Raw genomic sequence first — 24,230 nt, 5'->3', positions numbered from 1 at the left:
TTGCTCTTAGACATGTGCTACTTTCCTATAAACAGTCTACGCGTGCTTGCCGTGGCTTTCCGTGCGGTAGGAAACATAGTCACTTTTTGTGTAACGGACTGTTATCAAGTGGCGATGCCGCTGCGCTCCAGAAGATCGCTGACCAGTTCCAGCCGCACCAGCGGGTTGTCGAGTTCCATCAGGCGCTGCTTGTGCTCCAGTGGCATGGGCAGCAACTCACACCAGCGGTTGGCGACCCAAGCGCAATCATCGAACTGATAGGGCGGTTGCACCGGCATCTGCGCCAGTGGCAGCGCACGCGCCAGCAGGGTGTTGATCAGATTGCCCAGGGCGGTGGCGACGCCCTGCAGGTCGTCCGGGATCTTGACCGTCAGATCGTTGGCAAGGGGAGATACGTCGGCGACCCACAAGCCGTGTTTGAGTCTTTCCTGGTGGGTGATGCGAAAGCGCTGCATGCCGGTGCAGCGAATCACCATCAGGCCCGGCTGCGGGTGTGAAAATTCAGTGATGCTGGCCAGGGTGCCCACGGCATGAAACATTTCAAGTGCGAAGCCATCGCCGGCGGGCGAGCCACTGTCGGGTTTAAGCACCTCGGCGCCTTTTGTCAGCGCGACCACACCAAACGGTGCACCGGTCTTGTGGCATTTGCCGATCATGTCGAGGTAGCGCACTTCAAAAATTCGCAGCGGCAGCGTTCCGCCTGGATACAGCACCGTCGAAAGTGGAAACAGGGGGAGTGAAAACAGAGCCAGGGATTCAGACATTTTCAGTGCCACGATTTGCGTTGCCAGCATCATCCCATGAACTTATCCGGCTTGGTGGGTGTGCCTGCAAAGCATGCTGTGATAATCGCTGCTCTTTGAAGGAGTTAGTTTGGATATCGTATTGCTGATCAAGGCCGCCATCATGGGGCTAGTCGAGGGCCTGACGGAATTCTTGCCCATTTCATCCACCGGGCACCTGATTCTTGCAGGGTCGCTGTTGGACTTCACCGGCGAAAAGGCCAAGGTCTTCGAGATTGCAATCCAGACCGGCGCCATGTTCTCAGTCATGTGGGAATACCGCGAACGCTTGCGCCGCACCGTGGTCGGGATCACGCATGACCCGGTGGCACAGCGTTTCGCGCTCAATGTGCTGATCGCGTTCATGCCGGCGGTGGTGCTGGGTCTGAGTTTCGGGGCCGTCATCAAGGCCCACTTGTTTCGCCCGGTGCCGGTGGCGCTGGCCTTTATCGCGGGCGGGTTCATCATCCTCGCCGTCGAGCACCGCCATCGCCGGCTGTACGGTGCACTGGACCTGGAGGGCCAGCGTCACGCCCGTGTCGAGACGGTGGATGAAATGAGTTACCTCGATGCGCTCAAGGTCGGGCTGCTGCAATGCCTGGCACTGATTCCGGGCACCAGCCGCAGCGGGGCCACCATCATCGGCGGCCTGGTGCTGGGGCTGTCGCGCAAGGCGGCCACTGAATTCAGTTTCTACCTGGGGATTCCGACCCTGATGGGGGCGGGTGCCTATTCCGTGTGGAAGCAGCGCGAGCTGTTGCGCTGGGACGACTTGCCGTTGTTCGCGGTGGGCACCGTGACGGCGTTTTTCGCCGCGCTGCTATGCATTCGCTGGCTGATTCGCTACGTGTCCAACCATGACTTTGTGCCGTTTGCCTGGTACCGCATTCTCTTTGGCGTGGTGGTGCTTGCGACCGCCTGGAGTGGTGCCGTCAACTGGGCCGCTTAAGGGTTTGTCAATGCGGGCTGGCCCGATTCAGGCCAGGCTCTGCAGGTTCAATAGCGCCGCTTCAATCGCCGCCGCCGTGGCGAGTGTTTTTTCCATGGGAAACAGGTGGCTGCCGTCGAGCATCATGATGCGGCCTTTGCATATTCTTTGTGTCATGGCCATGCCGACCTGTTTCATCTCCACCGAGCCGATGCCACCGATGAACGCCACCGGACACTTGACCGGATGGCGCTGCAGCAGCGCGTCCAGATTGTGCGGCAGGGTGTTGTAAATGGCGGTTTCCACCGCGCGATCAAAGCTCAACACCCGTTTTTTATCGTGTCCCTGCCCCTCGTCATGGGTGCCATGGGCAATGTAGTCCTGCAGCACCTGCGGGTCCCACCTGGCAAAGGCTTTCTTGCCGCGAAAGTGCTCCAGTGCTGCCTGTTGGCTGGGCCAACTGTTGCGACGTTTGTGGCTGACGGCACCCGGCGAAAACGATCCGACGAGTTGTGTGCTCTTGATGACGCCCAGGGTGGTGGCGCGCCATCCACCCAGAACGGGCGAGTCCACCAGCAGCACGCCGCGTACCAGTTGAGGTGCCCGGGCGGCGGCCATCAGGCTGAGTAATCCACCGAATGAATGGCCCACCAGGAAAACGGGCTCTGCCGACTTGTCAACCTGCACCTGCGTGAAGTCAATGAGCTGCTGGACCAGATGCGGCCAGTTGTTGGTGACAGGGTATTTGCTGTCATGGCCAAATTTTTCGATCGCGTTGACTTTGTAGCCCCGTGCTCTCAGACTTTTGAACAAAACACTGTAGGTGCTGGCGGGGAAACTGTTGGCGTGCGAGAAGATGATCATAAATAGTTGAGGACAGAGCTGGTTCACTGCGTGTAACTGCGGTCCGTCCCGCAAGGTATTCAAATTAACTTTTCCTGGGGCGTTGTGATTTTTTTCAAAGCCTGGTTACGGCCAGACTGCAGCATCAGTGGCACGTCGGTCTGTTCACCGTTCCACATGGGGTCTTCAATGCTGTCAAACATCTCGCGCAACTTTTGCCCCCAACTGCCGCGCAGCATTCTGAAATAGGGGTTGTTTTCGTCGATGCACACCACCTTGTCGGTCTGGAACTGATTGGCTTCATAGACCACCAGGTCCAGCGGCAAACCCACCGACAGATTCGATTTGAGCGTGGAGTCCATGGACACCAGCGCGCACTTGGCGGCCTCGTCCAGCGGTGTATTGAGCGTGATGACCCGGTCCAGCACCGGCTTGCCGTATTTTGATTCGCCGGCCTGGAAGTAGGGTGTTTCGGGCGTGGCTTCAATGAAGTTTCCGGCCGAATAGACCTGAAACAGGCGCATGCCTTCACCCTTGATCTGCCCGCCAAAAATCAGCGACACATTGAAGTCAACACCCGCCTGCTTGAGCGCAATCGCATCGCGTTCATACACATGGCGAATGGCCGCACCCAGCACGCGCGCGGCATCAAACATGCTCTTGGCGTTCCAGATGGTGATGGCCTCGCCGTCGGGATGCTCCTTGAGCTGCTCCACCTGCAGAATTTCGCGCACCGACTGCGAAATGCTGAGGTTGCCGGCCGACAGCAGCACCATGAAGCGGTCGTCAGGCCGCTCATAGACGATCATTTTGCGAAAGGTGCTGATCTGGTCCAGTCCGGCGTTGGTGCGCGAGTCGGAGAGGAACACCAGCCCGGCGTTGAGTTTGATGGCGACGCAGTAAGTCATGGTGAATGCCAGGGTTAATACGAGAGTGTAGGGCGAGGCCGCGCCCTATTGTCCCGTGAACTCGGTCATGTTTTTCCGCCCCTGGCCGTCAGATGGGTATTGCAAGCCTGGGTTTGATTCAAGTCAACGAGAGAAATTGGTGAAAATTTTATACTTGCATTTCGGATTATGGAATTTGAAGCTGGGAGGCAAATAAATGAATCCACCGTTGCGCAAATCAGTGTCCGGTCTGTTTTTATTGATTTGCGGTTTGGTCAGCGTCAATGTGGCAGCTGCCGAATACCACTTTGGCGTCAATGCCGAGGTTAGTTACAAGGAGAGCGAAACCGAAGTCAGGCAACGCTACAGCGCATTTCTGGACGAGCTCGGCAAAGCAACCGGGCACAAGTTTGTCTTCAGTCCGGTCTATAGCGACCGGGTCGCGCAGGCGATTGAATCCCAAAAATATGATTTTTTGCTGATTCACACGCATCTGGCGCTCGCGGCTGAAAAAAAACAGGGTTACCAGGTGGTCGGATTTTCAGATGATCGAAAAAATGACGCTGTGATCTTTTTTGTGCGGCCCGACAGTCCCATCCATGCGCTGTCCGACATCGCGCTGGGCCCGCTGGGTGCGCCCGGGCTGCAAAGCTGGGCAACGGCGACGGCGCGTGCAACGCTGAGAGCGGCTACGCCCGCCCAGGAGCCAAAATTTGTCACAACGCGCTTTCAGGAAGCCGTGCCGCTGATGGTCGAATTGAAAACCGCACCGGTGGGCATCAGCCGCTCCAAAAAGCTGGTGGATGCTTATGTGAGCCAGAAAAAGCTGCGCATCGTGCATACCACCCCCGCCTTGCCGCTCAACGCAGTGATTGCCGCACCCAAGATTCCAGCAGCGCTCGTCAGCGAAATGCGTGAGGCCATCGGTGCCATGGTTCGCTCCAAGGCATTTGAGCCCCTCGCATTCAAGGGCTTGCGTTATTCAGTGGCGCAGAGCCAGCGATTGCACGATTTTTATCAATAGTCGGAGGGGCATAGCCGAACCGGCTATGCAGGCGTTGCGCTTGCCCAGAAGGTGTTCACGCGCTTCTGTCCGTCACAGGCCAGATGCCAACTTCTTCAGCTGGTATAGCGCCTCCAGCGCCTCGCGCGGACTCAAATTGTCAGGATTCAGGGCTGCAACGGCGGTCTCGATGGCGCTGTCGACTGCTGTTTCGGTAGCCAGCGGCGCGGCGAACAAATCGACCTGGGCCTGATTTTGGGTCGCTTGTGATTCCAGCGCGGCCAGCGTCTGGCGGGCCTGGTTCAGAACGGCGGCCGGCATGCCGGCCAGGCGCGCGACCTGGATGCCATAGCTCTTGCTGGCAGGGCCCGGCTGAATTTCATGCAAAAACACAATGTCGCGGCCCGCCTCGGCGGCGCTCACATGCACGTTGATGGCCGCATGGTGCTGGGCCGGGAACTCGGTCAGCTCGAAGTAGTGGGTGGCAAACAGGGTGTAGGCCTGCGTTTTGTCATGCAGTTGGGTGGCAATGGCGGACGCCAGCGCCAGGCCGTCAAAGGTCGAAGTGCCGCGGCCAATCTCGTCCATCAGCACCAGCGAGTTGGGCGTGGCAGCAATCAGTATCTGCGCGGCCTCCAGCATTTCGAGCATGAAGGTGGACTGGGCGTTGGCCAGGTCGTCAGCAGCGCCGATGCGGGTGTGGATGGCGTCGATCGGTCCCAGGCGGCAAGCGCTGGCCGGCACATAGCTGCCCATGCTGGCCAGCAGCACGATCACGGCAATCTGGCGCATGTAGGTCGACTTGCCGCCCATGTTGGGGCCGGTGATGATCTGCATGCGCTGCTTCGGGCCCAAGTGCGTGTCATTGGCGATGAAGGCGCCACTGGTGGTCTCGGCCAGACGGGCCTGTACCACCGGGTGGCGGCCCTGGGTAATGTCCAGACACGGCTCTTTGACAAACTGCGGCGCGCACCAATCCAGCGTCAGGCTGCGCTCAGCCAGCGCGCACAGTGCGTCCAGCGTCGCCAGGGCGCGTGCCACTTGGGTGAGGGCGGGCACAAACACTTGCAGTTGGTCCAGCACCTGCTCGTACAGCCATTTTTCACGCGCCAGTGCCCGTTCTTGCGCGCTCAGGGCCTTGTCTTCAAACGCCTTGAGTTCGGGGGTGATGAAGCGCTCGGCGTTTTTCAGCGTCTGGCGGCGCCGGTAGTCGCCGGGCACTTTGTCGACTTGCCCCTGCGTGACCTCGATGAAGAAGCCGTGCACCTTGTTGAACTGCACGCGCAAGTTGGCAATGCCGGTGCGGGCTTTTTCGCGCACTTCCAAGTCGAGCAAGAAGCCGTCGCAATTGGTTTGAATGGCGCGCAGTTCGTCCAGCTCGGCGTCAAAGCCGCTGGCGATCACGCCGCCATCGCGCACCAGCACGGCGGGCTCGGGGTCAATGGCGCGGACCAACAAGTCAGCACAAGCTTCGGGCGCCAGCAAGTGCCCGGAAATTTGAGTCAAATAGGCCTCTAGCCCCCGTGTTATATGGGTTAGTAGCTCTGTTTTTTGTAGTGTTAACTGGAGTGCGACCAGTTCCCGGGGGCGCACCTGGCGCAGCGCGATGCGGGCGGTGATGCGCTCCACGTCGGTGCTGCCCTTGAGTTGTTCGCGCAGTTGGCGCCAGACGCCCGCACGCAGAGTGCTGATGGCGTTCAACCGTTGCTGCGCCTCACCACGGTCGCGCCGGGGTTCAAGTAGCCAGTTTTTCAGCAGGCGACTGCCCATGCCGGTCATGCAGGTGTCCAGCAGAGAAAAAAGCGTGGGTTGACTTTCACCGCGCAAAGTCTGGGTGAGCTCCAGGTTGCGCCGGGTGGTGGGCGGCAGGTCGATCAACTCGTCGCTGCGTTGCACACGCACGCTCTGGATGTGGGTCAGCGCCTGGCCTTGTGTGTGCTCGGCGTAACCCAGGAGGGCGGCGGCGGCGGCGTGGGCCTGCGGCAAATCTTGCGCCTGCCACGGTGCCAGACTGGCGGCTTGCAGCTGGGTCAGCAGCTTTTTTTCACCCAGTCCTGCGTCGAATTGCCAGTCGGGCCGCACGCTGACGGATACCGCGCCCGCGAGCGGCGCGCCACGCAGGCGCGCTTCAAAAGTCGGCGTAGTACCGGCGCTGAAAATGATCTCGCCGGGCGCGATGCGAAGCACCCACTGAGCCAGGTCGTCCACCGCGCACTCGGCCAGATGCACTTCGCCCTGCGTCACGCTGAGCCACGCCAGGCCGCATGCGTTGCGCGGACCCTGGTGCACAGCCAGCAGCATCGACTCGGATTTATCGCTCAGCAGTTCCAGATCGGTCAGCGTGCCAGGGGTGACGACGCGCACCACCTTGCGCTCCACCGGGCCTTTGCCGGTGACCTCGCCGACCTGCTCGCAAATCGCCACTGATTCGCCCAATTTGATGAGCCGGGCCAGATACGTGTCCACTGAATGAAACGGCACGCCGGCCATGACCACGGGCTGCCCGGCGCTCTGGCCGCGCTGGGTGAGGGTGATGTTGAGCAGGCGCGCGGCCTTCTCGGCGTCGGCAAAAAACAGCTCGTAGAAGTCGCCCATGCGGTAGAAAAGCAGGGTGTCCGGGTAGTCAGCTTTGAGGCCGAAATACTGGGCCATCATGGGGGAATGTTCAGCTGGTACCGGAGAAGGTTTCTTGCTTGGTATTTTTTCGTTTTGCATCAATGACTTGGCGCGCTTGCGTATTCGTTTGTTTTGCCTGTTTTAGCCAGTCCGGAATTTACTTCACATTCTTTGACTCAGGGTTTCAAACCTGGGTGCGGGGGCGGTATATTTTGAATAACTGTTCTGGACCGATAGAAAAATAGTCCGCTGGGCCACCACCTCGCAAGATGTGGTCGGCCGATGCCGTGTCGTAGAGTCCATTGACCAGCAGGCGTTGCGCGATATGCACCGCCACCACTTCACCGAGTACCAGCCAAGTCTGAAGCTCTTGTTGATTGGCATCTTGCAGTTGGATCGTTTGCGTCATTCGGCACTCAAAAGAAACCGGACTTTCAGCAATTCGAGGTGCTGCAACCAGGCGCGACGCCATCGGGGTCAAGCCAGCAAGCTCAAACTCACTGACTTCCGGCGCAACCGCCGCACACGTCTGGTTCATCGCCTGCGCCAGTGAGCGTGTCACCAGGTTCCAGACAAACTCGCCCGTTTGTTCGATGTTGCGAACCGAATCCTTGTAACCAATGCTGGAAAAACCGACGATGGGTGGAACGTAATTGAAGGCAGTGAAAAAGCTGTAGGGCGCTGCGTTGAGCACGCCATCTGCGTTGCGGGAAGAGATCCAGCCAATCGGACGTGGTCCGACGATGGCGTTGAAGGGGTCATGGGGCAACCCATGTCCCTTGCGAGGTTCGTAGTAGTAAGTCGTATGGGGCATGGGGGGAGGTGAATCAGATCACTTGAAAGCCGTGCGTGCCATCCTGGCGTAACTGTTCGACGAGTCCGTACTCCCAATCCAGATAGCCTTGCATCGCCTCACGCGGGTTGTCTGTGCCCTCGTAGGATCGGCGATAGCGGTCGATGCGCGGCGAGGCCAGTCGGGTCTCGCCCTGTTCCAGTGGCAAACCCGCATCGATCCAGGCCCGTGTGCCGCCCCGCAGTACGACTACTTCAGCATCGGTCAGCCGCGACAGTTCATGAGCTGCATAGCGCGACAACAGGCTGCTGTCACAGGTCAGGACATAGCGTTGCGCGCCTGGAATACGTTTTAGAACCTTTGGTAATTCGGAGCGCAGCGCAAACCAGGCGCCTGGGATATGGCGTTTTACATAGCTGGCGCTGGTTCCAAGGTCCAGTACGGCGAGGTGCCCCGCTGGTTCGTCTTGTAACCATTGAAACAGTTGTACGGGGGATGCCCACTCAATGGGCTCGATGGTTGGCGGCGCTTGTATTTCCGGGTGGCCGGTTTCGTTCAAATCAGTGATTTGTATGCCGTCAAGCACCCACACGTCCCATCCCATCTGGGCAAGCCACGAAGCCGTCATGTTGGCACGCACGCCGTCAAGGTCGGCCAAAACAACCCGTGCACCACGCACCGGCATTGAGACGTCAGTCTCCTGCACCAATTGGCCGCCGGGCGCACTGCCAAAGCCTGGCAGGTGGCCGGTTGCAAATTCCTCCGGGGTGCGGACGTCGTAGCGGTAAGTCGTGCGGCCTGTTTCGGAGGAAAAGCGCGCCAAATCGGCCAGCGAGGCACGCCCGACGCCCGCGCGATCAGCCACAAGACGTGCCTGGCGTGAGGCTTGGATACATTGAGCCTCGGAGATATTCGCAAACTGGCGACTGGCCCCGTGATCCAAGTCTTGTCCGGCCAGTTTCCAGCCGATGGTGCCGTTACGCAATGCTGAAATCGGGTTGGGAAGGCCCGCATTCACCAGTGACTGAGTGCCAATGATGCTACGGGTACGACCTGCACAGTTGACGATGATGCGGGTGGCCGGGTTGGGGGCCAGCGCGGCGGCGCGCAGCACCAACTCGGCTCCAGGAACACTGATGGCGGTGGGAATGCTCATGGTTTGGTATTCATCGAAGCGCCTGGCATCCAGTACGACCATATCAGCCTGCTGCTCCAGCAATTTCTTGACCTCTTCGGCTGACAGCGATGGTGTGTGCCGTTGGGCTTCGACCCATTCGCCAAATGCCTTGCTTGGCACATTGACATCCTTGAAAACTTCGCCGCCAGCCTGGCGCCAGCCTTCCAGGCCACCGTGCAACAAGGAAACCTGCTTGTAGCCGAGTCTCGTCAAGGTTTGTGCGGCGTTCCGGGCCAAACCTTCGCCGTTGTCGTACACCACGATCAAGGTGTCGCGGCGTGGCATGCGACTCCACGCGTCCAGTTCAATCCTGCTCACCGGAAGGTTCGCCGCAAATAGCGGATGGGCTTGTGCAAAAGGGTCTTCCTCGCGCACATCAATCAGGGCAATCTCCCGTCGATCGCGCAAAGCTTGACGTACGTCCAGGTATGTCTTCAAAGGTAGGGGTGCTGGCATGACGTTTCTTAAAGTGCTGTCAGTGCGCTCTACGCAGTTGCGCATTCAATTCGACCGACTTATTGTTGGCAGATCAGGCATGTGCAGGCGATTGCAGTTCAGCCAGCGATGCAAGCAAGTCGCCAAAGCGTTCCCCCTGAACAACCACGTGCTCACGCAATTGCATGCCTGCGGCGCTAGCGTCTCCGGAAATGATGGCTTGCACGATTGATTCATGTTCCTTGAACGAGATACCCATCCGATTTCTGACGCGCAGCTGCAAGCGGCGGTAGGGTCGTAAACGACGGTGCAATTGAAGCGCCTGCTCGCCCAGAAAGGCGTTGTGACTCCCGGTGTATATGGCGGCATGAAAACGCTCGTTGCAATAGAAATACGCATCTGAATCCTGGTCTTCGCGTGCTTTTTCGCATGCATGGTGGGCCGTCAGCAACCCGGCGCGCTCGATTTCGCTCATCCGTCTTGCGGCGAGGCGACCGCACATCGCCTCAAGTTCACCCATGACTTCAAACATTTCCATCAACCGACCGGGCCCGATGCTGGTCACGACCGCCCCGCGACGCGGCCGGATTTCAATCAAACCTTCTGTTGCCAACTGAATAAGCGCTTCTCTTACCGGCGTGCGAGACACCCCGTGCTGCTCGGCAATCGTGGCCTCATCCAGGGCGCTACCCGGCGGCAAATGTCCTGTCGCGATCTGCTCTTCAATCTTTTCACGCAATTGGTCAGAAATTTTCATGCCTTGATTTTCACACTTTGCGTGTTGCTGAATGCAACGAAAACATCAGGGTATTCACCAATTCATATAAAAAATGCACGAACTACATTAATAAATACATTTAACGAATTCGTTGAATGGAAAAGCCGCCAAAAAATTGAATTCACAACACACGAAGCCAGGAGACATTCCAATGAATTACCCCGCCCTTGCCAAATCTCTTACCGGCTTGCTTGTTGCAGCCTTGCCGTTGACGGCTGCGCTTGCAGAAAGCGTGACACTCAAAGCTTCACACCAATTCCCGGGTGGTAAAGGCGATGTGCGCGACGAGATGGTGCAGATGATTGCACGCGATGTTGCTGCCGCCAACGTGGATCTCACGATCAAGGTCTTTCCCGGCTCCAGTCTGGTGAAAGCGCAGGACCAGTGGAAGGCCATGCAGACGGGGCAGATTGACATGACGTCGGTTCCATTGGACTACGCGTCGGGCATTCACCCGCAATTTGGTGCAACGCTGATGCCGGGCCTGGTCAAGAATCAGGCGCATGCCCAGCGCATCAACAGCTCGCCCTTCATGCAGGACATCAAGGGGATCATTGAGCAGGGCGGTGCGCGGGTGTTGGCCGATGCCTGGCTGGCGGGTGCATTTGCCGGTAAAGACCGCTGCATCCTCAAGCCCGAAGATGCCGCTGGCATGAAGGTGCGGTCTGCCGGTGCCACCTTTTCGCAGATGTGGGCCGGGGCTGGCGCGTCGGTGGTCTCAATCCCGTCGAATGAAGTCTATAACGCGATGCAGCAGGGCGTGATCCAGGGCACCGACACATCAACCGGCAGCTTCGTGTCATTTCGGCTGTACGAGCAGGTCAAGTGCATCACGGCCCCAGGCGACAACGCGATGTGGTTCATGTACGAGCCGGTTCTGATTGCCAAACGCAGTTGGGACAAACTGAACGATGCGCAGAAGAAGGCGCTGACGGCCGCCTCCAAGAAAGCCGAAGACTATTTCAATGTCGAATCGAAAAAAATGGACGACAAAATGGTTGAGGTTTACAAGAAGAACAACGTGCAGGTTGTCACCATGACCAATGCCGACGCTGATGCCTGGCGCGCCGTGGCCAACAAGACCTCTTACAAGGTATTTGCAGAAAAAGTTCCTGGTGGCAAGGAACTGATCGAGAAGGCGCTCAGTGTTAAATAGAGAGCAGGAACTGGCCTTGCCCCTGTGGGTGCAGGTGGTTTACGCCGCTTCGCGCGCTCTGGGGGTGTTCTCCGCTTGCCTGATCGTGCTGGCGGTCATTGTGGTGTGTCAGATGGTGTTTGTGCGGGCGGTGCTCGGTGAGTCATCCATCTGGCAGACTGAGTTCACGACCTTTGCCATTTTGGCCGCCACTTTTCTGGGTGCTCCCTTCATCTTGCTGACGCGCGGCCACGTGGGGGTGGATATATTGCCCATGCTGGTGGCTGGCAATAAGCGGCGTGCTCTCTACTTTGCAGGCAGCGCCGTGGCGCTTGCTTTTTGCGGTCTTTTCTTTTACGCCTCTCTTTCCTGGTGGTATGAAACCTGGAGCACGGGGCATACCACGTCGTCCATGTGGCGCGCCAGGCTGTGGATTCCGCACCTCAGTGTGCCGGTCGGCCTGGGCCTTCTGTGTGTGCAGTACATGACAGAAATCTGGTTGGTCTGGACCCGGCGTGAAGAGCCCTATGGCATGACGCCAGGAGTGCACCTATGAGTCCATTGTTGATTGGCGCGCTGGTATTTGCCACCACGCTGTTGGTGCTGGCGAGCGGGCTACCCATTGCCTTTGGTTTGGGGGCGGTGGCACTGGGTTTCATGATTATTTTTGATGGATGGGGCAGTGTTCACTTTCTGCCTGAGACCATTTTTTCAGGCTTGGACGACTTCACGCTGGTGTCGCTGCCCATGTTTGTCATCATGGGGGCGGCGGTGGCCTCGTCCCGCGCTGGTAGCGATTTGTATGAAGCGCTGGCGCGGCTGCTGCACAAGGTGCCGGGCTCACTGGTGATTTCCAACATTGGCGCCTGCGCGCTGTTCTCGGCGCTCACGGGTTCGTCGCCCGCCACCTGCGCGGCCATTGGCAAGATGGGCATTCCCGAGATGCGCAAACGCGGTTACGACGCTGATTTGGCTACGGGTGCGATCGCTGCAGGCGGTACCTTGGGAATTCTGATTCCGCCCAGTGTGACCATGATTCTCTACGGCATTGCGTCGGAAACGTCCATCGGACGCCTCTTCATTGCCGGCATCTTGCCGGGCTTGCTGCTCACCATCTTGTTCATGGCGTGGGCGTTTTTTCTGAGCTGGAAGCGCGGCACTGTGTTGATCGACAAGGATCGTGTCTACTCGTTGAAAGAAAAAGTGGAGCTGCTGCCGCGTTTATTGCCGTTTATGACGGTGGTCGTTGGGGTGGTCTATGCCTTGTATGGTGGCATTGCCACACCGTCTGAGGCCGCAGGTGTAGGTGCCATGCTGTGTCTGGTGATGGTGGCCGTGATCTACCGCGTGTGGCGCCCGCGAGATATGTGGCACATCTTGCGCGACGGTCTGCGCGAGTCCGGCATGCTGCTGCTGATCATTGGCACTTCCATCCTGTTCGGCTACATGATGTCCTCACTGCAAGTGACACAGTCGGTGGCAGAGACCATCGGGGCGCTGCAGGTGAACCGCTGGGTGGTGCTTGCCGCCATCAATCTGATGCTGCTGGCAGCAGGCTGCTTCTTGCCACCGGCGGCCATTATCCTGATGACCACGCCTATTTTGATGCCAGTCATCACTGCAGCGGGTTTCGATCCAATCTGGTTTGGTGTGGTGCTGACGATCAACATGGAACTTGGCTTGATCACGCCCCCGGTTGGTCTGAATTTGTTTGTGATCAACGGCATCTCGCCCGACATCAGGTTGACGACGATCCTGAAGGGGGCATTTCCCTTCATGATGTGCATGGTGCTGGCCATTTTGATTCTGTGCGTCTTTCCCGAAATTGCCACCTGGCTTCCCACCAAGGTGATGGGCAAATGAAGGTTGTCCATGCGTAACTGGAACAGTGTGGCAGACAATCGCGGCGCCAGGCTGGCGCGCGCGGCCTCTCTGGTGAGCGGCAAGGTCGTGCAGGCGGAGGCTGCCACGGCGCTGTTGGGTGCCGTGCTGGAGTCGGGGGATCGGGTTTGTATTGAGGGCAATAACCAAAAACAGGCAGACTTTCTGGCGCGTTGCTTGACCCAACTGGATCCCGTTCAAATTCACGACTTGCACATGGTCCAGTCGGTGCTGGCGCTGCCCGAGCATTTGGACCTGTTCGAGAGTGGTATCGCATCCAGACTCGATTTCTCTTTTTCAGGACCGCAAAGTGCCCGTTTGGCAAAAATGGTGTCGGCCGGGCAGATAGAGATTGGGGCAATTCACACCTACCTTGAATTGTTCAGCCGTTACTTTGTCGACTTGACACCGCGTGTGTCACTGGTCTGCGCGCAGGCGGCCGATGCGCAGGGCAACCTTTACACCGGTGCCAACACCGAAGACACACCGGCCATCGTGGAGGCCACCGCGTTCAAGGGTGGCATTGTGATTGCCCAGGTCAATGAGATGCTGCCAACCCTGCCGCGGGTCGACATTCCTGGCGACTGGGTGAATTTTGTGATCCCTGCGCCACAGCCGCATTTCATCGAACCGTTGTTCACGCGCGACCCCGCGCAAATTTCAGAAATCCAGGTTCTGATGGCCATGATGGCCATCAAGGGCATTTACGCCGAATATGGTGTGCAGCGACTCAACCACGGCATTGGCTTTGATACCGCAGCGATTGAATTGCTGCTGCCCACCTACGCCGAATCGCTCGGCCTCAAGGGCAAGATTTGTCGGCATTGGGCGCTCAATCCGCACCCGGCGTTGATCCCTGCCATTGAGGCTGGGTGGGTCGAGTCAGTGTATTCATTTGGCTCCGAGCTCGGCATGGAAGACTACGTCAATGCACGATCCGATGTGTTCTTCACCGGGGCGGATGGCAGCCTGCGCAGCAACCGGGCCTTGTGTCAGGCTGCTGGCCACTATGCCTGCGACATGTTTATCGGTTCGACCTTGCAGATTGACCTCAACGGCCACAGCTCCACCGCCACGCTGGGGCGCATTGCAGGTTTCGGTGGCGCGCCCAACATGGGGGCCGATGCGCGGGGGCGGCGCCATGCCACGCCGGCCTGGCTCAAGGCGGGTGCCCAGGCGCGCCAGGGGCGCACCGGTGTATCTGCCATGCCGCGAGGCCAGAAGCTGGTGGTGCAAATCGTGGAAACCTTCCGGGAACACATGCAGCCGGCCTTTGTTGACAGGCTCGACGCCTGGCAGTTGGCCGATCAGGCCCACATGGCCATTCCACCCGTGATGATTTATGGCGATGACGTGACCCACATCCTGACCGAAGAAGGCATTGCCAATTTGCTGCTGTGTCGCAGCGACGAAGAGCGCGAGCAAGCCATTCGGGGCGTGGCGGGCTACACCCCGGTGGGCTTGGCGCGTGACCGACGCATGGTGGAAAACCTGCGGGACCGGGGTGTGATCCAGCGCGCAGAAGACATCGGTGTTGACAAACGTGATGCCACGCGCAGCCTGCTGGCGGCGCGCAATATGCGCGATTTGGTACGTGCCTCGGGCGGGCTTTATGACCCGCCTAAACGGTTTCGCAATTGGTAAGTGGCAAGGACGAATCCGTGGAAAGACTTCACTTTGAATTTCCGGGGCAACATGCGCCAGGGCACTTCACGCCTGTTCTGGTGGGGGTGGTCGGATCCGGCAATCTGGAGGTGATGTTGGAGCCTCATGGAGGCTCCACGTGCACCATCGACGTCACCACGTCGGCCGGGGGTTTTGGCCCCATTTGGGAGGCGGTGGTCCACGACTTTCAGACCCGTCATCGCCTGGCGGGGATCGCTGTCTCCATCAACGACATGGGTGCCACCCCCGCCGTGGTGAGTTTGCGTCTGGACCAGGCAGCGGCTGCGCTGCCTCTGGGTTCGCAGTCAAATTTTGGTGCCCCGACATGAACCGCAGTTTTGCCGAATCCACTGCCCGTGAGCGTGTCATGCACTTGCTCGATGCCGACAGCTTTCACGAAATTCTGGGGCCAGCCGAGCGCGTGGTCAGCCCGCACCTGGCGCTGCTGGGCGTGCCGTCGGCGTTTGACGACGGTGTGGTCATTGGCAGCGGCTTGCTTGATGGCCAGGTCATCCTCGTCGCGGCTCAGGAAGGTGAATTCATGGGGGGTGGCGTGGGCGAAGTGCACGGTGCCAAGCTGGTCGGTCTGTTCAAACGCGCGCTTGCCGTCAAACCCGCTGCTGTCATCGTGTTGGCTGAGTCCGGTGGCGTGCGTTTGCACGAGGCCAATGCCGGATTGATTGCGGTGTCTGAGGTGATGCGTGCCCTGCTTGATGTGCGCGCCCAAGGCATCCCGGTGATCATGCTGATTGGTGGTGCCAACGGCTGCTTTGGCGGCATGGGGCTGATTGCGCGCTGCGCCGACCATGTGGTGATGAGTGATATTGGCCGTCTGGCCATGTCGGGCCCCGAGGTGATTGAATCCTCCAACGGGGTTGAAGAATTTGACTCGCGTGACCGCGCGCTGGTGTGGCGCACCACCGGTGGCAAGCATCGCTACCTGACGGGTGACTGTGATGTCCTGGTGGAGGATGACGTGGCGCAATTTCGTGCTGCCGCTATGGGTTTGCTTGGTCGGTCCGTGCCCCTGAGTCTGGCCTCGATGGAGGCAGAACACGCCCTGCTGGCCAGCCGTTTGAGCCGTTACGGCGACTGCCGTGACGCACTCGATATCTGGCAGCGCGCGGGTGTCGCTGACCCGTTGCGGGTGCCCGATATGGAAGCCAGGCAGATGCCAGCCTTGAAAGCACTGAACCCCAAGGAGCTGGCATGAACTGGGAAGCCTTGCTCGCCGCCCTCTTTGGCAAATCGCATGACGTCAAGTGCGATGGTGATCTGCTCAGTGGCACGGCCCAATTCAATGAACACACCCTCACGGTGGTGGGCACCACCCATCATGCGGCAATTGGGGTGGAGCTCGCGCTGGCACAGGCGCGTGTGGTGCTCAACACGGTGCGTGAACATCCTGGGCGGGGTATTTTGTTGCTGGTGGACACGCAGGGTCAACGCTTGCGCCACCGCGATGAGCTGCTGGGTATCAATCGCTACATGGCTCACATGGGCTGTTGCGTTGAGCTGGCGCGGCGTCAGCACCACCCCGTGATCGGTTTGGTTTACGACCAGGCACTGTCCGGCGGTTTTATTACCTCTGGCTTGATGGCCGACGCTTGTTACGCATTGCCTGAGGCAGAGATTCGTGTCATGCGCTTGCCGGCGATGGCGCGCGTGACCAAAATTGACGAGCAGCGACTTGCTGAACTCTCAAAATCCAATCCGGTTTTTGCGCCGGGGGTGGAAAACTACGTGGCCATGGGCGGTATTCGCGCGCTCTGGAGCGGTGATCTGAAGGCCTGCCTGTTGACCGCGCTGCTGGATGCATTCACCCTGGACGAGCGTGCCGCTGATGGCGCTGCACGTGGCGGGCGCAGGCTTGCCGCGCAGGTCACAGCGCGTGTTGTCAACGCCTGAGGCATGGCATGCCTTGGTTGTGAATTGCATGAAAGTTTTGGCGCGTAACCAACTGGTGTGGCTTGACGCACAGGCTTGGGCGCAGATGCAAGCGCATCCTTGGGACGATGAGGCGCAGCGCATTCTTGCGCATTGGCGAAGTACCAGTTTGCCGCTGGTGGTGTGCCGCCAGCGCGTTGAAGTCGCGCCAGATCAGATTTGCCTGGGTTTGCCAGCCCCCCGACATTGGTCCAGGCGGCGCCTGGCGCTGACGGTGCGCCTGGATCAGGTCCTTGCCTTTGGGGTCTTTCCTACGCTGTTTCAAGTAGCGCGCGCCTGCCATTGGGGGCAAGCCGCGCTGGATCTGGACCTGGCGCTGTCCAACTGGGGTGTGACGGCCCATGTCTATGGTTCCCATGGTTGGCAGTTGCTCACCAACATGCCCTACTTGCATGACGGTTCAGACCTGGACTTGAGCCTGGCTGTGCCTGATTTTCAGACGGCGTGTCGGGTACAGGCGCTGATGGCTGAGGTGGAGCTTGAGCGGCGACTGGACGGTGAAATTGTCTTCCCAGGCGGGCAAGCCGTCGCCTGGCGGGAGTTGCAACGGCTGGTGACGGGGCAGACCTTGCAGGTCTTGCTGAAAGACCGCCAAAACATCCGGCTGGCAAGCCTCACAGAGGTGCAAAAGTTGGGTGCTTGTGGTGCACCGCATGAGGTAGCCGAAACGGCTCTGGCATTGCCCTGAGGCGCGGTATGGGACCGACTTCCGAAATGCCCGCTGTGCGCCGCACCATGGCTGCAGATGCACAAACACTGGGGCTCGCCGCGGTGCGTGCACTCTACGCAGAAGTAGCGCTGGAGCCCAAACCGGGTCTGGTCTCGTTTCGTGACTGCGGAAGCCATGCCGATATGAGCGCAGAGACGTTTGTGCGCAGCTTGTTTGCCTTGCGCGGCTATTTCTCCCGCATGGCACAGGCAGGTCGTGACGGGCATCCGTTTGGCGTTCTGGAAAACCTGGGTAAAAACGCAGAGGCCCGCATGCTGGCGGCTACCCGCGGCATCAATACCCATCGTGGTGCTATTTTCGGTCTGGGTTTGCTTTGCGCCAGCGCCGGGCAGTTGCAGGCACAAGGCATGGCATTCACGCCGCAACATTTGCGTGCCGTGCTGTTATCGACCTGGGGCGAAACCCTGGCGCACCGTGCCAGGGCGGCGCGCTTGGCAGTGCCTGGCTCCAATGGACAACAGGCGGCCCAACGCTTTAAGCTGCGTAGCGCGGGAGAAGAAGCGGCCCAGGCATTCCCGGTGCTGTTCGAAGTCACACTGCCGGCGCTGCAAGCCGCATTGCAAGCTGGGGCAACAGATCGCGCCGCCCGCGTGCAAGCCCTGTTTGCCACCATGGCCGAGCTCGATGACACCAATTGCGTTCACCGTGGCGGCATGGACGGCCTGCGTTTTGTGCAGACATCAGCCCGCAATTTTTTGGACGCCCGCGGGGTCATGCAAACCGATTGGCTGCTGCATGCCCGTGCCATCCACACCACTTTTGTTGAGCGCAGGCTGTCACCAGGTGGTTCCGCTGACGTGTTGGCCAGCGCTTGCTGGGTTGAGTCGCTGCGGCGAACGACCCTGGCCGAGTCATTTGCAGCATCCATCAGCGAGGGTCGAGTGGTTTGGTCACCGCATGAAATGCCGGTGTTTGCACCATGACCTATGCCCTTGTTTTTTCGGGTCAGGCCAGTCAGCACCCGACGATGCTGCCCTGGCTTGACACCGACCCCATGGCCGCTGATGCCTTGCATGCCATGGGCCTTTTCCTCGGTGCCAATTGGCGAACAGCGATCCAGGATGAGGGGTGCCGCAGCAACAATGCCTTTGCACAGGTGCTGATCACCGGCACCTCTTTGGCCGCGTGGGCGGCTATCAAGGACAAATTGCCCCAGGCACCTGCCGTTGTCGCTGGCTACAGTGTTGGCGAGCTGTCAGCGTTTGCGTGTGCCGGTGTGTTCTCGACAGATCAAGCCATCGCGCTGGCGGCGCAGCGGGCTGCGCTGATGGATCAAGCGGTTTCTGGCCTCCATACCGGCTTGCTGGCAGTGTCTGGTATTTCAGAGAGCAGGGTGCTCGCAGCGAGTGCAGGTCTTGGACTTGAATGCGCGATCCGGGTCAATCCAAGTCAGGCCGTATTTGCTGGAACGGATGATGCCTTGTCGCAAGCCATGCTGGCACTGGTGGCTGTTGGTGCTGTATGCAAGCGTCTGGATGTGCGCGTGGCCTCGCATTCGTCCTGGATGGCACAAGCAGCCCACGCCTTTTCCGATGTGCTGTGCGCATTGCCTTTTGCCGCGCCTTCTTGTCCAATTGCCACCAATGCTCAAGGCGTTCTCAGCAGACAACCGGCAGAGCTGCGTCAGGCTTTGAGTCAGCAACTCGCCAGCACGGTGCAATGGTCCTCTTGCATGGAGGCCCTGGCCGAGCGGCAAGTCTCCTGTGTGCTTGAAATCGGGGCAGGGTCAGCGTTGGCGCGGATGTGGAACGAACGCTATCCTGATATCCCGGCACGGTCGCTGGATGAGTTTCAGGGACCCAAGGGCGCTGCGCAATGGGTTGGGAGGCACTTCAGTTTACGAGAGCCGCATTGATTCGGACTGTTTCGTTTGGCGCGGTTGAATCTCCTCTCTGTAGTTGCGAAATGTCAAGCCATTTGCAAACCCTGCCCATAAAGTGCAATCGGCGGATCGTGCCAGGCGTCATGGAGGTGAAAGTGGCCACAACCATAAACGATGAAAAGCAGGGAATGGGTTTTGCACTGTCACGGCAGAGCCCAGCATGACGGCGCAACTTCAGCCTGACTCTCTGGCTCCGTTGTTGTCTGTTGCAGCCAACGACCCGGATGTCATGGTGCGCATCGCCGCACTGGATGCGGCCTGTCGCTTCCCGCTGAGCCTGCCGGCCTGGCAGCGCGTGGCCGAGGCGAACTGGCGGATCGTCCAGGCACAGCCGGCGGGGTCGCTGGCGCGCCGCCAGGCGCTGGCGCTGGCTGTGCGCATTCCGCTGCGTTCGCTGCGCGAGCATTTGCGCCGCATGGTCGAAGGTGGTGACGAGGCCGACCGCGATGCGCTTGCTGCGGCGCTTGACGAGGCTGGCGATCGATCGCGGATCCTGCCGTTGCTGGCCCAGGTGCGCAGCGGGCGTCTTGAAAAATTCGAATGGCTGGCGGCGATGCCGGTCGAGGAGGTGATCACGGTCGAGGACGTGATGGCGACTCATGACGAGACTGCGCTGGCGCAGGGCGAGGCAGCCTTGTTCTGGCGTGCACTGGTGCTGGCACGGCTCGGTGAGTTTCGGCCGCTTGATGCCTTCTTTTCCGGCGAGGCGCCTGAGCCTGGACTATTTTTTGGCAGTCCGTGGACGGCCTACAACGCCATCGCGCGTATCCGCCCGATACCCGAACCGATGCGAGCCCATCTGCTGGAGGTGCTCGCGCGGCGGGACGCCGCGCCCACGGACCGGCAGCCCGACGATGCCACGCAGCGCTTGCTGCGACTGACCGTGTGGGCCGCCACAGGGATCGCGGACGCCGAAGGTACGCCGCTGGCGGCCGCTGAGAGACTGGCACCGGTCCTGGCTTCGGCGACCGGGTCGACAGCGTCGTCCGATCAGGTCAATCTGGCCCTGGCTGTTCGGGCGCAACTACCGGATGCGCTGTTCGCCGGACGGCGTGCGCCAAATGAATTCGATGCGCTCAACTACCTGCCCCAAGAAAGTGTCACCAGCCTGATCCGGGATGTGCTGGCACAAGGCAACCAGCGCGCGCTGGCACTGGGTTTGGAGGTCCCGGTGGCCTCGGTGCTGGGCAACGGCATCGTCGACTTGATCGGGTGTTGCCCCGTGAATGACGACTGGCCAGTTGCGGACCTCACCGCCGGACAGTTGGGCGCGCAACGCCCCGCGCTTGACGACGCTCAGTTCGCCTGGATCATTGCCCGCGATCGGGCCGAGCATCTGATCGCTCAACTTGCCAGCTTGCTGACGCCCGGGCGCAGCGTGGCGGAGCGCCTGCGCATCCTGCACCTGCTGGGTCTGGCAGCGGATTGCCAGGGCGGTCGGGCAGCTTCGCCCATGCGCGGTGCGGGCCCCGCTGGCAGCGGGTTCACCGGCCGCGAAGAGCTGATTGACGACACGGTTTACCTGGCGGCCAAGAGCATGGCGCCCGCAAGCCCAGCGCCGCCGGTAAAGAGTATCGCGCCACGGAAGATGGCGCCCCCACCCATGGCGCCCCCACCTATGGCGCCACCTGCCATGGCGGGCGCAGCGATGGCGGCGCCAGAGAAAATGGCGGAGGTTGAGAAGCGCGCGGTCAACGCACACATCCTGCACGACGGGACGCGACGCAACACCTTCGTCGCTGGTGCCGACAACGTCATTCGCTGCTGGATCGGCCTGCCGGAAAAAGATGCCGCTGTGGCGGACAAAACCATCCCGCCGGTGCACATCCCGCCCGAAGGCCTGCTGCTGACGGTGCAACTCGTGTGGCGCGACGGGGGCGGGCAGGACCATACCGACAGCAAGCCGATGCTGCTGCCGCCCGAGCGCACCGCGCGCAGCGGGGATTGCGACCTGCATATTCATGTGCCCGAGGGGGAGCGCTACGTCAGCGCCGAGATCATGTTTCGTTACCGCGGTCGGACCTTCGAGGCCGTGCGCCTGGAGGCGTTCGCGCTGGCGCCCGACGAGGCGCAGGGACCGCAACACGAGGTACGAGTTCGGGTTCAGGCCAGTCGGCGCGAAGTGATCGAGCTGGCCGACAGCCAGCCGGTGGATGCCGTCTTTGTCTTTGGCGACGAGCGCGCGCCTGCGGCGCAAGACGCTGCTGCACCGGCGCCTTCCAGCCTGCGTGTGTTCGGCGGCCAGGGCGGCAGCAGTTTCAACCTCAGCGATGCCAAGGTGGCGATCAAGTGGTTGAACGAAACGCTTTTCACAACCGAGAAGCTGGTCGTGCGGCGGCAGGCGGCGCAGGACCCGGCCAACGGTACTGGCACAGCGGGTGCCCGTGTGCAGGACGTGCTCGATGCGGACGACCCCAACGTTCGCGTGCTGTTGCGCGACATGGCGCGTCACGGGGCGGGCTTGTACAACCACCTGCTGAGCCAGGGCTTCACAGACCCGGGCGAGCGTATCCAGGTGTTGAACCATGAGCCCAATACCTACGTGCCGCTGGAATTCGTCTATGACCGCGGCTACCCGGTCAGTGACGCCAAGCTCTGCGCGCCCGGGCTGCAGGCCTTGAACGCTGGGGCCGGCGCCTGCCCGGTCTGCAGCGTGCCGGCGCCGGACGATCAGCGCAGCGCTGCGCCCGTCATCTGCCCGTTTGGTTTCTGGTCGCTACGCAAGATCATCGAACGCCTTGCCTTGGGCGATGCGGGGCAGGCGTCGTCGCCTGGGGTCGGGCGGCGCAGCCTGCCGGTGATCGATTCTGTTGCGTTTGCCAGCAGCCATCTGGTGCCGCAGGACGAGAGACGGGCGACGCAAGAGGTTCTGCAGCAGAGCTTCGGGCGCCTGTTCGTGGCCGATGACTGGACGCAGTGGAAGAAAGCCATGCAGGCGCATCCATCGCTCTTGCTGCTGCTGCCGCACCATGGCATCCAGGCGGCACTCGACTATCTGGAAATTGGTGATGAGCAACTGGCCGAGGACCTCGGCAAGTTGAGCCGTGGGCAGATCGACCGGCAGTATGTGAATCTGGATGGCCGTGATCCGGGGCCGATCGTGCTGCTGCTGGGCTGCCAGACTGCGGGCGAGACCGAGACCGGCTACGTTGAGATGACGCAACTCATCCAGCAGCAACACGCGTCCATCGTGCTCGGCACATTGGCACAGATCCTCGGCCGCCATGCGGCGCCGCTGGCGCGGGAACTGGTCGCCGAACTCGTGGCCGTGGAAGATGCACAGGCCGACTTCGGCACGATCATGCGCCGCGTGCGCCGTCGCATGCTCGGGCGTGGCTACCTGATGGCGCTGTGCCTGGTTGCACTTGGCGATGCCGAATGGCGCCTGACGCCCCGAGCGTCTGTCGGCCACGCTTGACACTTTACCGGGAGACGATTCATGTTCCGTATCGAGATGCTGCCCGCCGCGCATGGCGATTGTCTGTGGATTGAATATGGCAGCGCCCAGCAGGTCCGGCGCATACTCATCGACGGCGGTCCGGCCCACACCTACCCGGCACTGCGCGAGCGCATCCTGCAACTGCCGGCCGATGAGCGTCATTTCGAGCTGCTCATCATCACCCACATCGACGCCGACCACATTGAAGGTGTCGTGCGCCTGTTGCAGGACGCCCAAGTGCTGAACTGCCGCTTCGAGCGTATCTGGTTCAATGGCCGCGAGCAACTGAACCAGGTTTTTGATCCGGCCGGCGCGCCGCTGGGTGCCCTGCAGGGTGAAATGCTCGGCATGCTGATTGCCGACTATGAAAAGCGGACCGGCCAGCAGGTGTGGAACGTCGGCCTGGCCGATGCCCTGGCGGCGATCGACCGCACGGCGGGCACGCTGCCCGTGCTTGATCTGCCGGGCGACTGCCGCCTGACGCTGCTGTCCCCCGACCATGAGCGGCTGCTCGAACTCAAGGACTGTTGGCGCGACGAATTGCGCAAGGCGGGCGTGGCGTCGGGCGACGAGGCTGCCTTGCGCCAGGCGCTGGAGGGCGCGCGCAATCTGCGCCCGCTCGGCGACGTGCTGGGCGCGGACGGCGAGCCCATCGAGGACCGTTTTGAGCTGCCGGACCCGGCTGGGCGGGATCTGGCGGCGGGGCTGGACGACACGCTGGGTGGCGGCGACGGCGAGGCGGGCGCGGATGCGCCGTTTGGCGGCGACGCCAGCCGTGCCAACGGCAGCAGCATCGCGGTGCTGCTTGAATACCCGAATGACCAGCCGAAAGTCCGGTTTTTACTCGCCGGCGATGCCTGGCCGTCCGTGCTGGAAGCCTCGGTGAACCAGCTGTTGTCGGGGCAGGACAAGCGGCTTTCGCTCACCGGCTTCAAGCTGCCGCATCACGGGAGCGTCGCCAATACGAGCGCCGCGCTGCTGCGCAAACTCCGCTGCCAGCATTACCTCGTGTCCACCAGCGGTGCCGTGTTCCGTCACCCGCACGTGCGCGCGCTCGAACTGCTCCTGAGTGAGCACACCGGTCAGGGCAAACCACAGCTGCACTTCAACTACCTGACCGAGACCACCGCGGCGTGGAGCGATCCCGCTGACCAGCAGGCGCGCCGCTACCAGGCGTTTCATCCCAAAGGCTTGTCGCTCTTTCTCTGATCCTTCCGATTTATGGGCAGTTGCGAAATGTCAAGCTGTGGTGAAACGCCGGTCATAGAGTGCAACTGGTTTCTCGTGCCAGTTTTAGTCGGGGGAACAA

General features: G+C 60.6%; 21 protein-coding genes. 14 read left to right on the top strand and 7 right to left on the bottom strand.

Going from position 1 to position 24,230, the window contains the following annotated elements; all coding sequences use genetic code 11:
* Positions 1–104: 104 nt before the first annotated feature.
* Positions 105–764 (bottom strand): LON peptidase substrate-binding domain-containing protein, encoded by a 660-nt coding sequence (locus tag WA157_RS03295; protein WP_422619597.1) that lies wholly within the window; start codon positions 762–764, stop codon positions 105–107.
* Between the two features lie 109 nt (positions 765–873).
* On the opposite strand from WA157_RS03295, the gene WA157_RS03290 reads away from it, so the two are divergent.
* Entirely contained in the window at positions 874–1,731 is an 858-nt protein-coding gene (locus WA157_RS03290; protein WP_422619596.1) for an undecaprenyl-diphosphate phosphatase, read from the top strand.
* 27 nt (positions 1,732–1,758) lie between these two features.
* Here WA157_RS03290 and WA157_RS03285 read toward each other — a convergent pair whose 3' ends face one another.
* Entirely contained in the window at positions 1,759–2,574 is an 816-nt protein-coding gene (locus tag WA157_RS03285; RefSeq protein ID WP_422619595.1) for an alpha/beta hydrolase, read from the bottom strand.
* Positions 2,575–2,633: 59 nt separating this feature from the next.
* A complete protein-coding gene (locus WA157_RS03280) occupies positions 2,634–3,461 on the bottom strand; it encodes a peptidase (RefSeq protein ID WP_422619594.1) in 828 nt (275 codons plus the stop codon).
* Between the two features lie 196 nt (positions 3,462–3,657).
* Here WA157_RS03280 and WA157_RS03275 point away from each other — a divergent pair, with 196 nt between their 5' ends.
* Positions 3,658–4,464: a phosphate/phosphite/phosphonate ABC transporter substrate-binding protein gene (locus tag WA157_RS03275; RefSeq protein WP_422619593.1), complete on the top strand. Its 807-nt coding sequence runs from the start codon at positions 3,658–3,660 to the stop codon at positions 4,462–4,464.
* Positions 4,465–4,536: 72 nt separating this feature from the next.
* On the opposite strand, the gene mutS is transcribed toward WA157_RS03275, so the two are convergent.
* The 4 genes from mutS to WA157_RS03255 form a co-directional block, all read right to left on the bottom strand.
* Complete coding sequence (gene mutS / locus WA157_RS03270; protein ID WP_422619592.1) at positions 4,537–7,158, bottom strand: DNA mismatch repair protein MutS; 2,622 nt, start codon at positions 7,156–7,158, stop codon at positions 4,537–4,539.
* 85 nt (positions 7,159–7,243) lie between these two features.
* Positions 7,244–7,873, bottom strand: a complete 630-nt coding sequence (locus tag WA157_RS03265; RefSeq protein ID WP_422619591.1) for a flavin reductase family protein — start codon at positions 7,871–7,873, stop codon at positions 7,244–7,246.
* Between the two features lie 13 nt (positions 7,874–7,886).
* Positions 7,887–9,485, bottom strand: coding sequence for a rhodanese-related sulfurtransferase (locus WA157_RS03260; RefSeq protein ID WP_422619590.1), 1,599 nt, complete (start codon positions 9,483–9,485; stop codon positions 7,887–7,889).
* A gap of 73 nt (positions 9,486–9,558) precedes the next feature.
* Positions 9,559–10,221 (bottom strand): GntR family transcriptional regulator, encoded by a 663-nt coding sequence (locus WA157_RS03255; protein ID WP_422619589.1) that lies wholly within the window; start codon positions 10,219–10,221, stop codon positions 9,559–9,561.
* Positions 10,222–10,393: 172 nt separating this feature from the next.
* Between WA157_RS03255 and dctP the strand changes: the two genes are divergently transcribed.
* The 12 genes from dctP (at position 10,394) to WA157_RS03195 (ending at position 24,130) form a co-directional block, all read left to right on the top strand.
* Positions 10,394–11,398: a TRAP transporter substrate-binding protein DctP gene (gene dctP, locus WA157_RS03250; RefSeq protein ID WP_422619588.1), complete on the top strand. Its 1,005-nt coding sequence runs from the start codon at positions 10,394–10,396 to the stop codon at positions 11,396–11,398.
* The gene (locus WA157_RS03245; RefSeq protein ID WP_422619587.1) at positions 11,388–11,933 is read left to right on the top strand and encodes a TRAP transporter small permease; all 546 of its coding nucleotides are present in this window, start codon (positions 11,388–11,390) and stop codon (positions 11,931–11,933) included. The genes dctP and WA157_RS03245 overlap by 11 nt, the downstream gene beginning before the upstream one ends.
* Entirely contained in the window at positions 11,930–13,240 is a 1,311-nt protein-coding gene (locus tag WA157_RS03240) for a TRAP transporter large permease (RefSeq protein ID WP_422619586.1), read from the top strand. Before WA157_RS03245 ends, WA157_RS03240 begins: the two co-directional genes overlap by 4 nt.
* Before the next feature lie 9 nt (positions 13,241–13,249).
* Positions 13,250–14,902: a malonate decarboxylase subunit alpha gene (mdcA, locus tag WA157_RS03235; RefSeq protein WP_422619585.1), complete on the top strand. Its 1,653-nt coding sequence runs from the start codon at positions 13,250–13,252 to the stop codon at positions 14,900–14,902.
* A 17-nt stretch (positions 14,903–14,919) separates the two neighbouring features.
* A complete protein-coding gene (gene mdcC, locus WA157_RS03230) occupies positions 14,920–15,252 on the top strand; it encodes a malonate decarboxylase acyl carrier protein (RefSeq protein WP_422619584.1) in 333 nt (110 codons plus the stop codon).
* Entirely contained in the window at positions 15,249–16,136 is an 888-nt protein-coding gene (locus WA157_RS03225; RefSeq protein ID WP_422619583.1) for a biotin-independent malonate decarboxylase subunit beta, read from the top strand. The genes mdcC and WA157_RS03225 overlap by 4 nt, the downstream gene beginning before the upstream one ends.
* Positions 16,133–16,831, top strand: coding sequence for a biotin-independent malonate decarboxylase subunit gamma (gene mdcE, locus WA157_RS03220; RefSeq protein WP_422619582.1), 699 nt, complete (start codon positions 16,133–16,135; stop codon positions 16,829–16,831). The genes WA157_RS03225 and mdcE overlap by 4 nt, the downstream gene beginning before the upstream one ends.
* Positions 16,832–16,859: 28 nt before the next feature.
* Positions 16,860–17,558, top strand: coding sequence for a malonate decarboxylase holo-[acyl-carrier-protein] synthase (gene mdcG, locus WA157_RS03215; protein WP_422619581.1), 699 nt, complete (start codon positions 16,860–16,862; stop codon positions 17,556–17,558).
* Between the two features lie 8 nt (positions 17,559–17,566).
* Positions 17,567–18,523, top strand: a complete 957-nt coding sequence (gene mdcB, locus WA157_RS03210) for a triphosphoribosyl-dephospho-CoA synthase MdcB (protein WP_422619580.1) — start codon at positions 17,567–17,569, stop codon at positions 18,521–18,523.
* Positions 18,520–19,455 carry a malonate decarboxylase subunit epsilon gene (gene mdcH / locus WA157_RS03205; RefSeq protein ID WP_422619579.1) on the top strand — a complete coding sequence of 312 codons (936 nt, stop codon included), beginning with the start codon at positions 18,520–18,522 and terminating at the stop codon, positions 19,453–19,455. The genes mdcB and mdcH overlap by 4 nt, the downstream gene beginning before the upstream one ends.
* Positions 19,456–19,642: 187 nt before the next feature.
* Positions 19,643–22,900: a hypothetical protein gene (locus WA157_RS03200; protein ID WP_422619578.1), complete on the top strand. Its 3,258-nt coding sequence runs from the start codon at positions 19,643–19,645 to the stop codon at positions 22,898–22,900.
* A 21-nt stretch (positions 22,901–22,921) separates the two neighbouring features.
* Positions 22,922–24,130, top strand: coding sequence for a hypothetical protein (locus tag WA157_RS03195; protein WP_422619577.1), 1,209 nt, complete (start codon positions 22,922–22,924; stop codon positions 24,128–24,130).
* Positions 24,131–24,230: the final 100 nt, after the last annotated feature.

The organism is Rhodoferax ferrireducens (assembly GCF_049302455.1).
Taxonomy (GTDB): Bacteria; Pseudomonadota; Gammaproteobacteria; order Burkholderiales; family Burkholderiaceae_C; genus Rhodoferax; species Rhodoferax ferrireducens_B.
This window is presented reverse-complemented; position numbering and strand designations above follow the sequence as displayed.

What these genes read in the sequence shown, in the direction of transcription:
- WA157_RS03295 (WP_422619597.1), bottom strand. Translation starts at nt 764, where the DNA reads ATGTCTGAATCCCTGGCTCTGTTTTCACTCCCCCTGTTTCCACTTTCG.
- WA157_RS03285 (WP_422619595.1), bottom strand. Translation starts at nt 2,574, where the DNA reads ATGATCATCTTCTCGCACGCCAACAGTTTCCCCGCCAGCACCTACAGT.
- WA157_RS03280 (WP_422619594.1), bottom strand. Translation starts at nt 3,461, where the DNA reads ATGACTTACTGCGTCGCCATCAAACTCAACGCCGGGCTGGTGTTCCTC.
- WA157_RS03275 (WP_422619593.1), top strand. Translation starts at nt 3,658, where the DNA reads ATGAATCCACCGTTGCGCAAATCAGTGTCCGGTCTGTTTTTATTGATT.
- mutS (WP_422619592.1), bottom strand. Translation starts at nt 7,158, where the DNA reads ATGCAAAACGAAAAAATACCAAGCAAGAAACCTTCTCCGGTACCAGCT.
- WA157_RS03265 (WP_422619591.1), bottom strand. Translation starts at nt 7,873, where the DNA reads ATGCCCCATACGACTTACTACTACGAACCTCGCAAGGGACATGGGTTG.
- WA157_RS03260 (WP_422619590.1), bottom strand. Translation starts at nt 9,485, where the DNA reads ATGCCAGCACCCCTACCTTTGAAGACATACCTGGACGTACGTCAAGCT.
- WA157_RS03255 (WP_422619589.1), bottom strand. Translation starts at nt 10,221, where the DNA reads ATGAAAATTTCTGACCAATTGCGTGAAAAGATTGAAGAGCAGATCGCG.
- dctP (WP_422619588.1), top strand. Translation starts at nt 10,394, where the DNA reads ATGAATTACCCCGCCCTTGCCAAATCTCTTACCGGCTTGCTTGTTGCA.
- WA157_RS03240 (WP_422619586.1), top strand. Translation starts at nt 11,930, where the DNA reads ATGAGTCCATTGTTGATTGGCGCGCTGGTATTTGCCACCACGCTGTTG.
- mdcA (WP_422619585.1), top strand. Translation starts at nt 13,250, where the DNA reads ATGCGTAACTGGAACAGTGTGGCAGACAATCGCGGCGCCAGGCTGGCG.
- WA157_RS03225 (WP_422619583.1), top strand. Translation starts at nt 15,249, where the DNA reads ATGAACCGCAGTTTTGCCGAATCCACTGCCCGTGAGCGTGTCATGCAC.
- mdcE (WP_422619582.1), top strand. Translation starts at nt 16,133, where the DNA reads ATGAACTGGGAAGCCTTGCTCGCCGCCCTCTTTGGCAAATCGCATGAC.
- mdcG (WP_422619581.1), top strand. Translation starts at nt 16,860, where the DNA reads ATGAAAGTTTTGGCGCGTAACCAACTGGTGTGGCTTGACGCACAGGCT.
- mdcB (WP_422619580.1), top strand. Translation starts at nt 17,567, where the DNA reads ATGGGACCGACTTCCGAAATGCCCGCTGTGCGCCGCACCATGGCTGCA.
- mdcH (WP_422619579.1), top strand. Translation starts at nt 18,520, where the DNA reads ATGACCTATGCCCTTGTTTTTTCGGGTCAGGCCAGTCAGCACCCGACG.
- WA157_RS03200 (WP_422619578.1), top strand. Translation starts at nt 19,643, where the DNA reads ATGACGGCGCAACTTCAGCCTGACTCTCTGGCTCCGTTGTTGTCTGTT.
- WA157_RS03195 (WP_422619577.1), top strand. Translation starts at nt 22,922, where the DNA reads ATGTTCCGTATCGAGATGCTGCCCGCCGCGCATGGCGATTGTCTGTGG.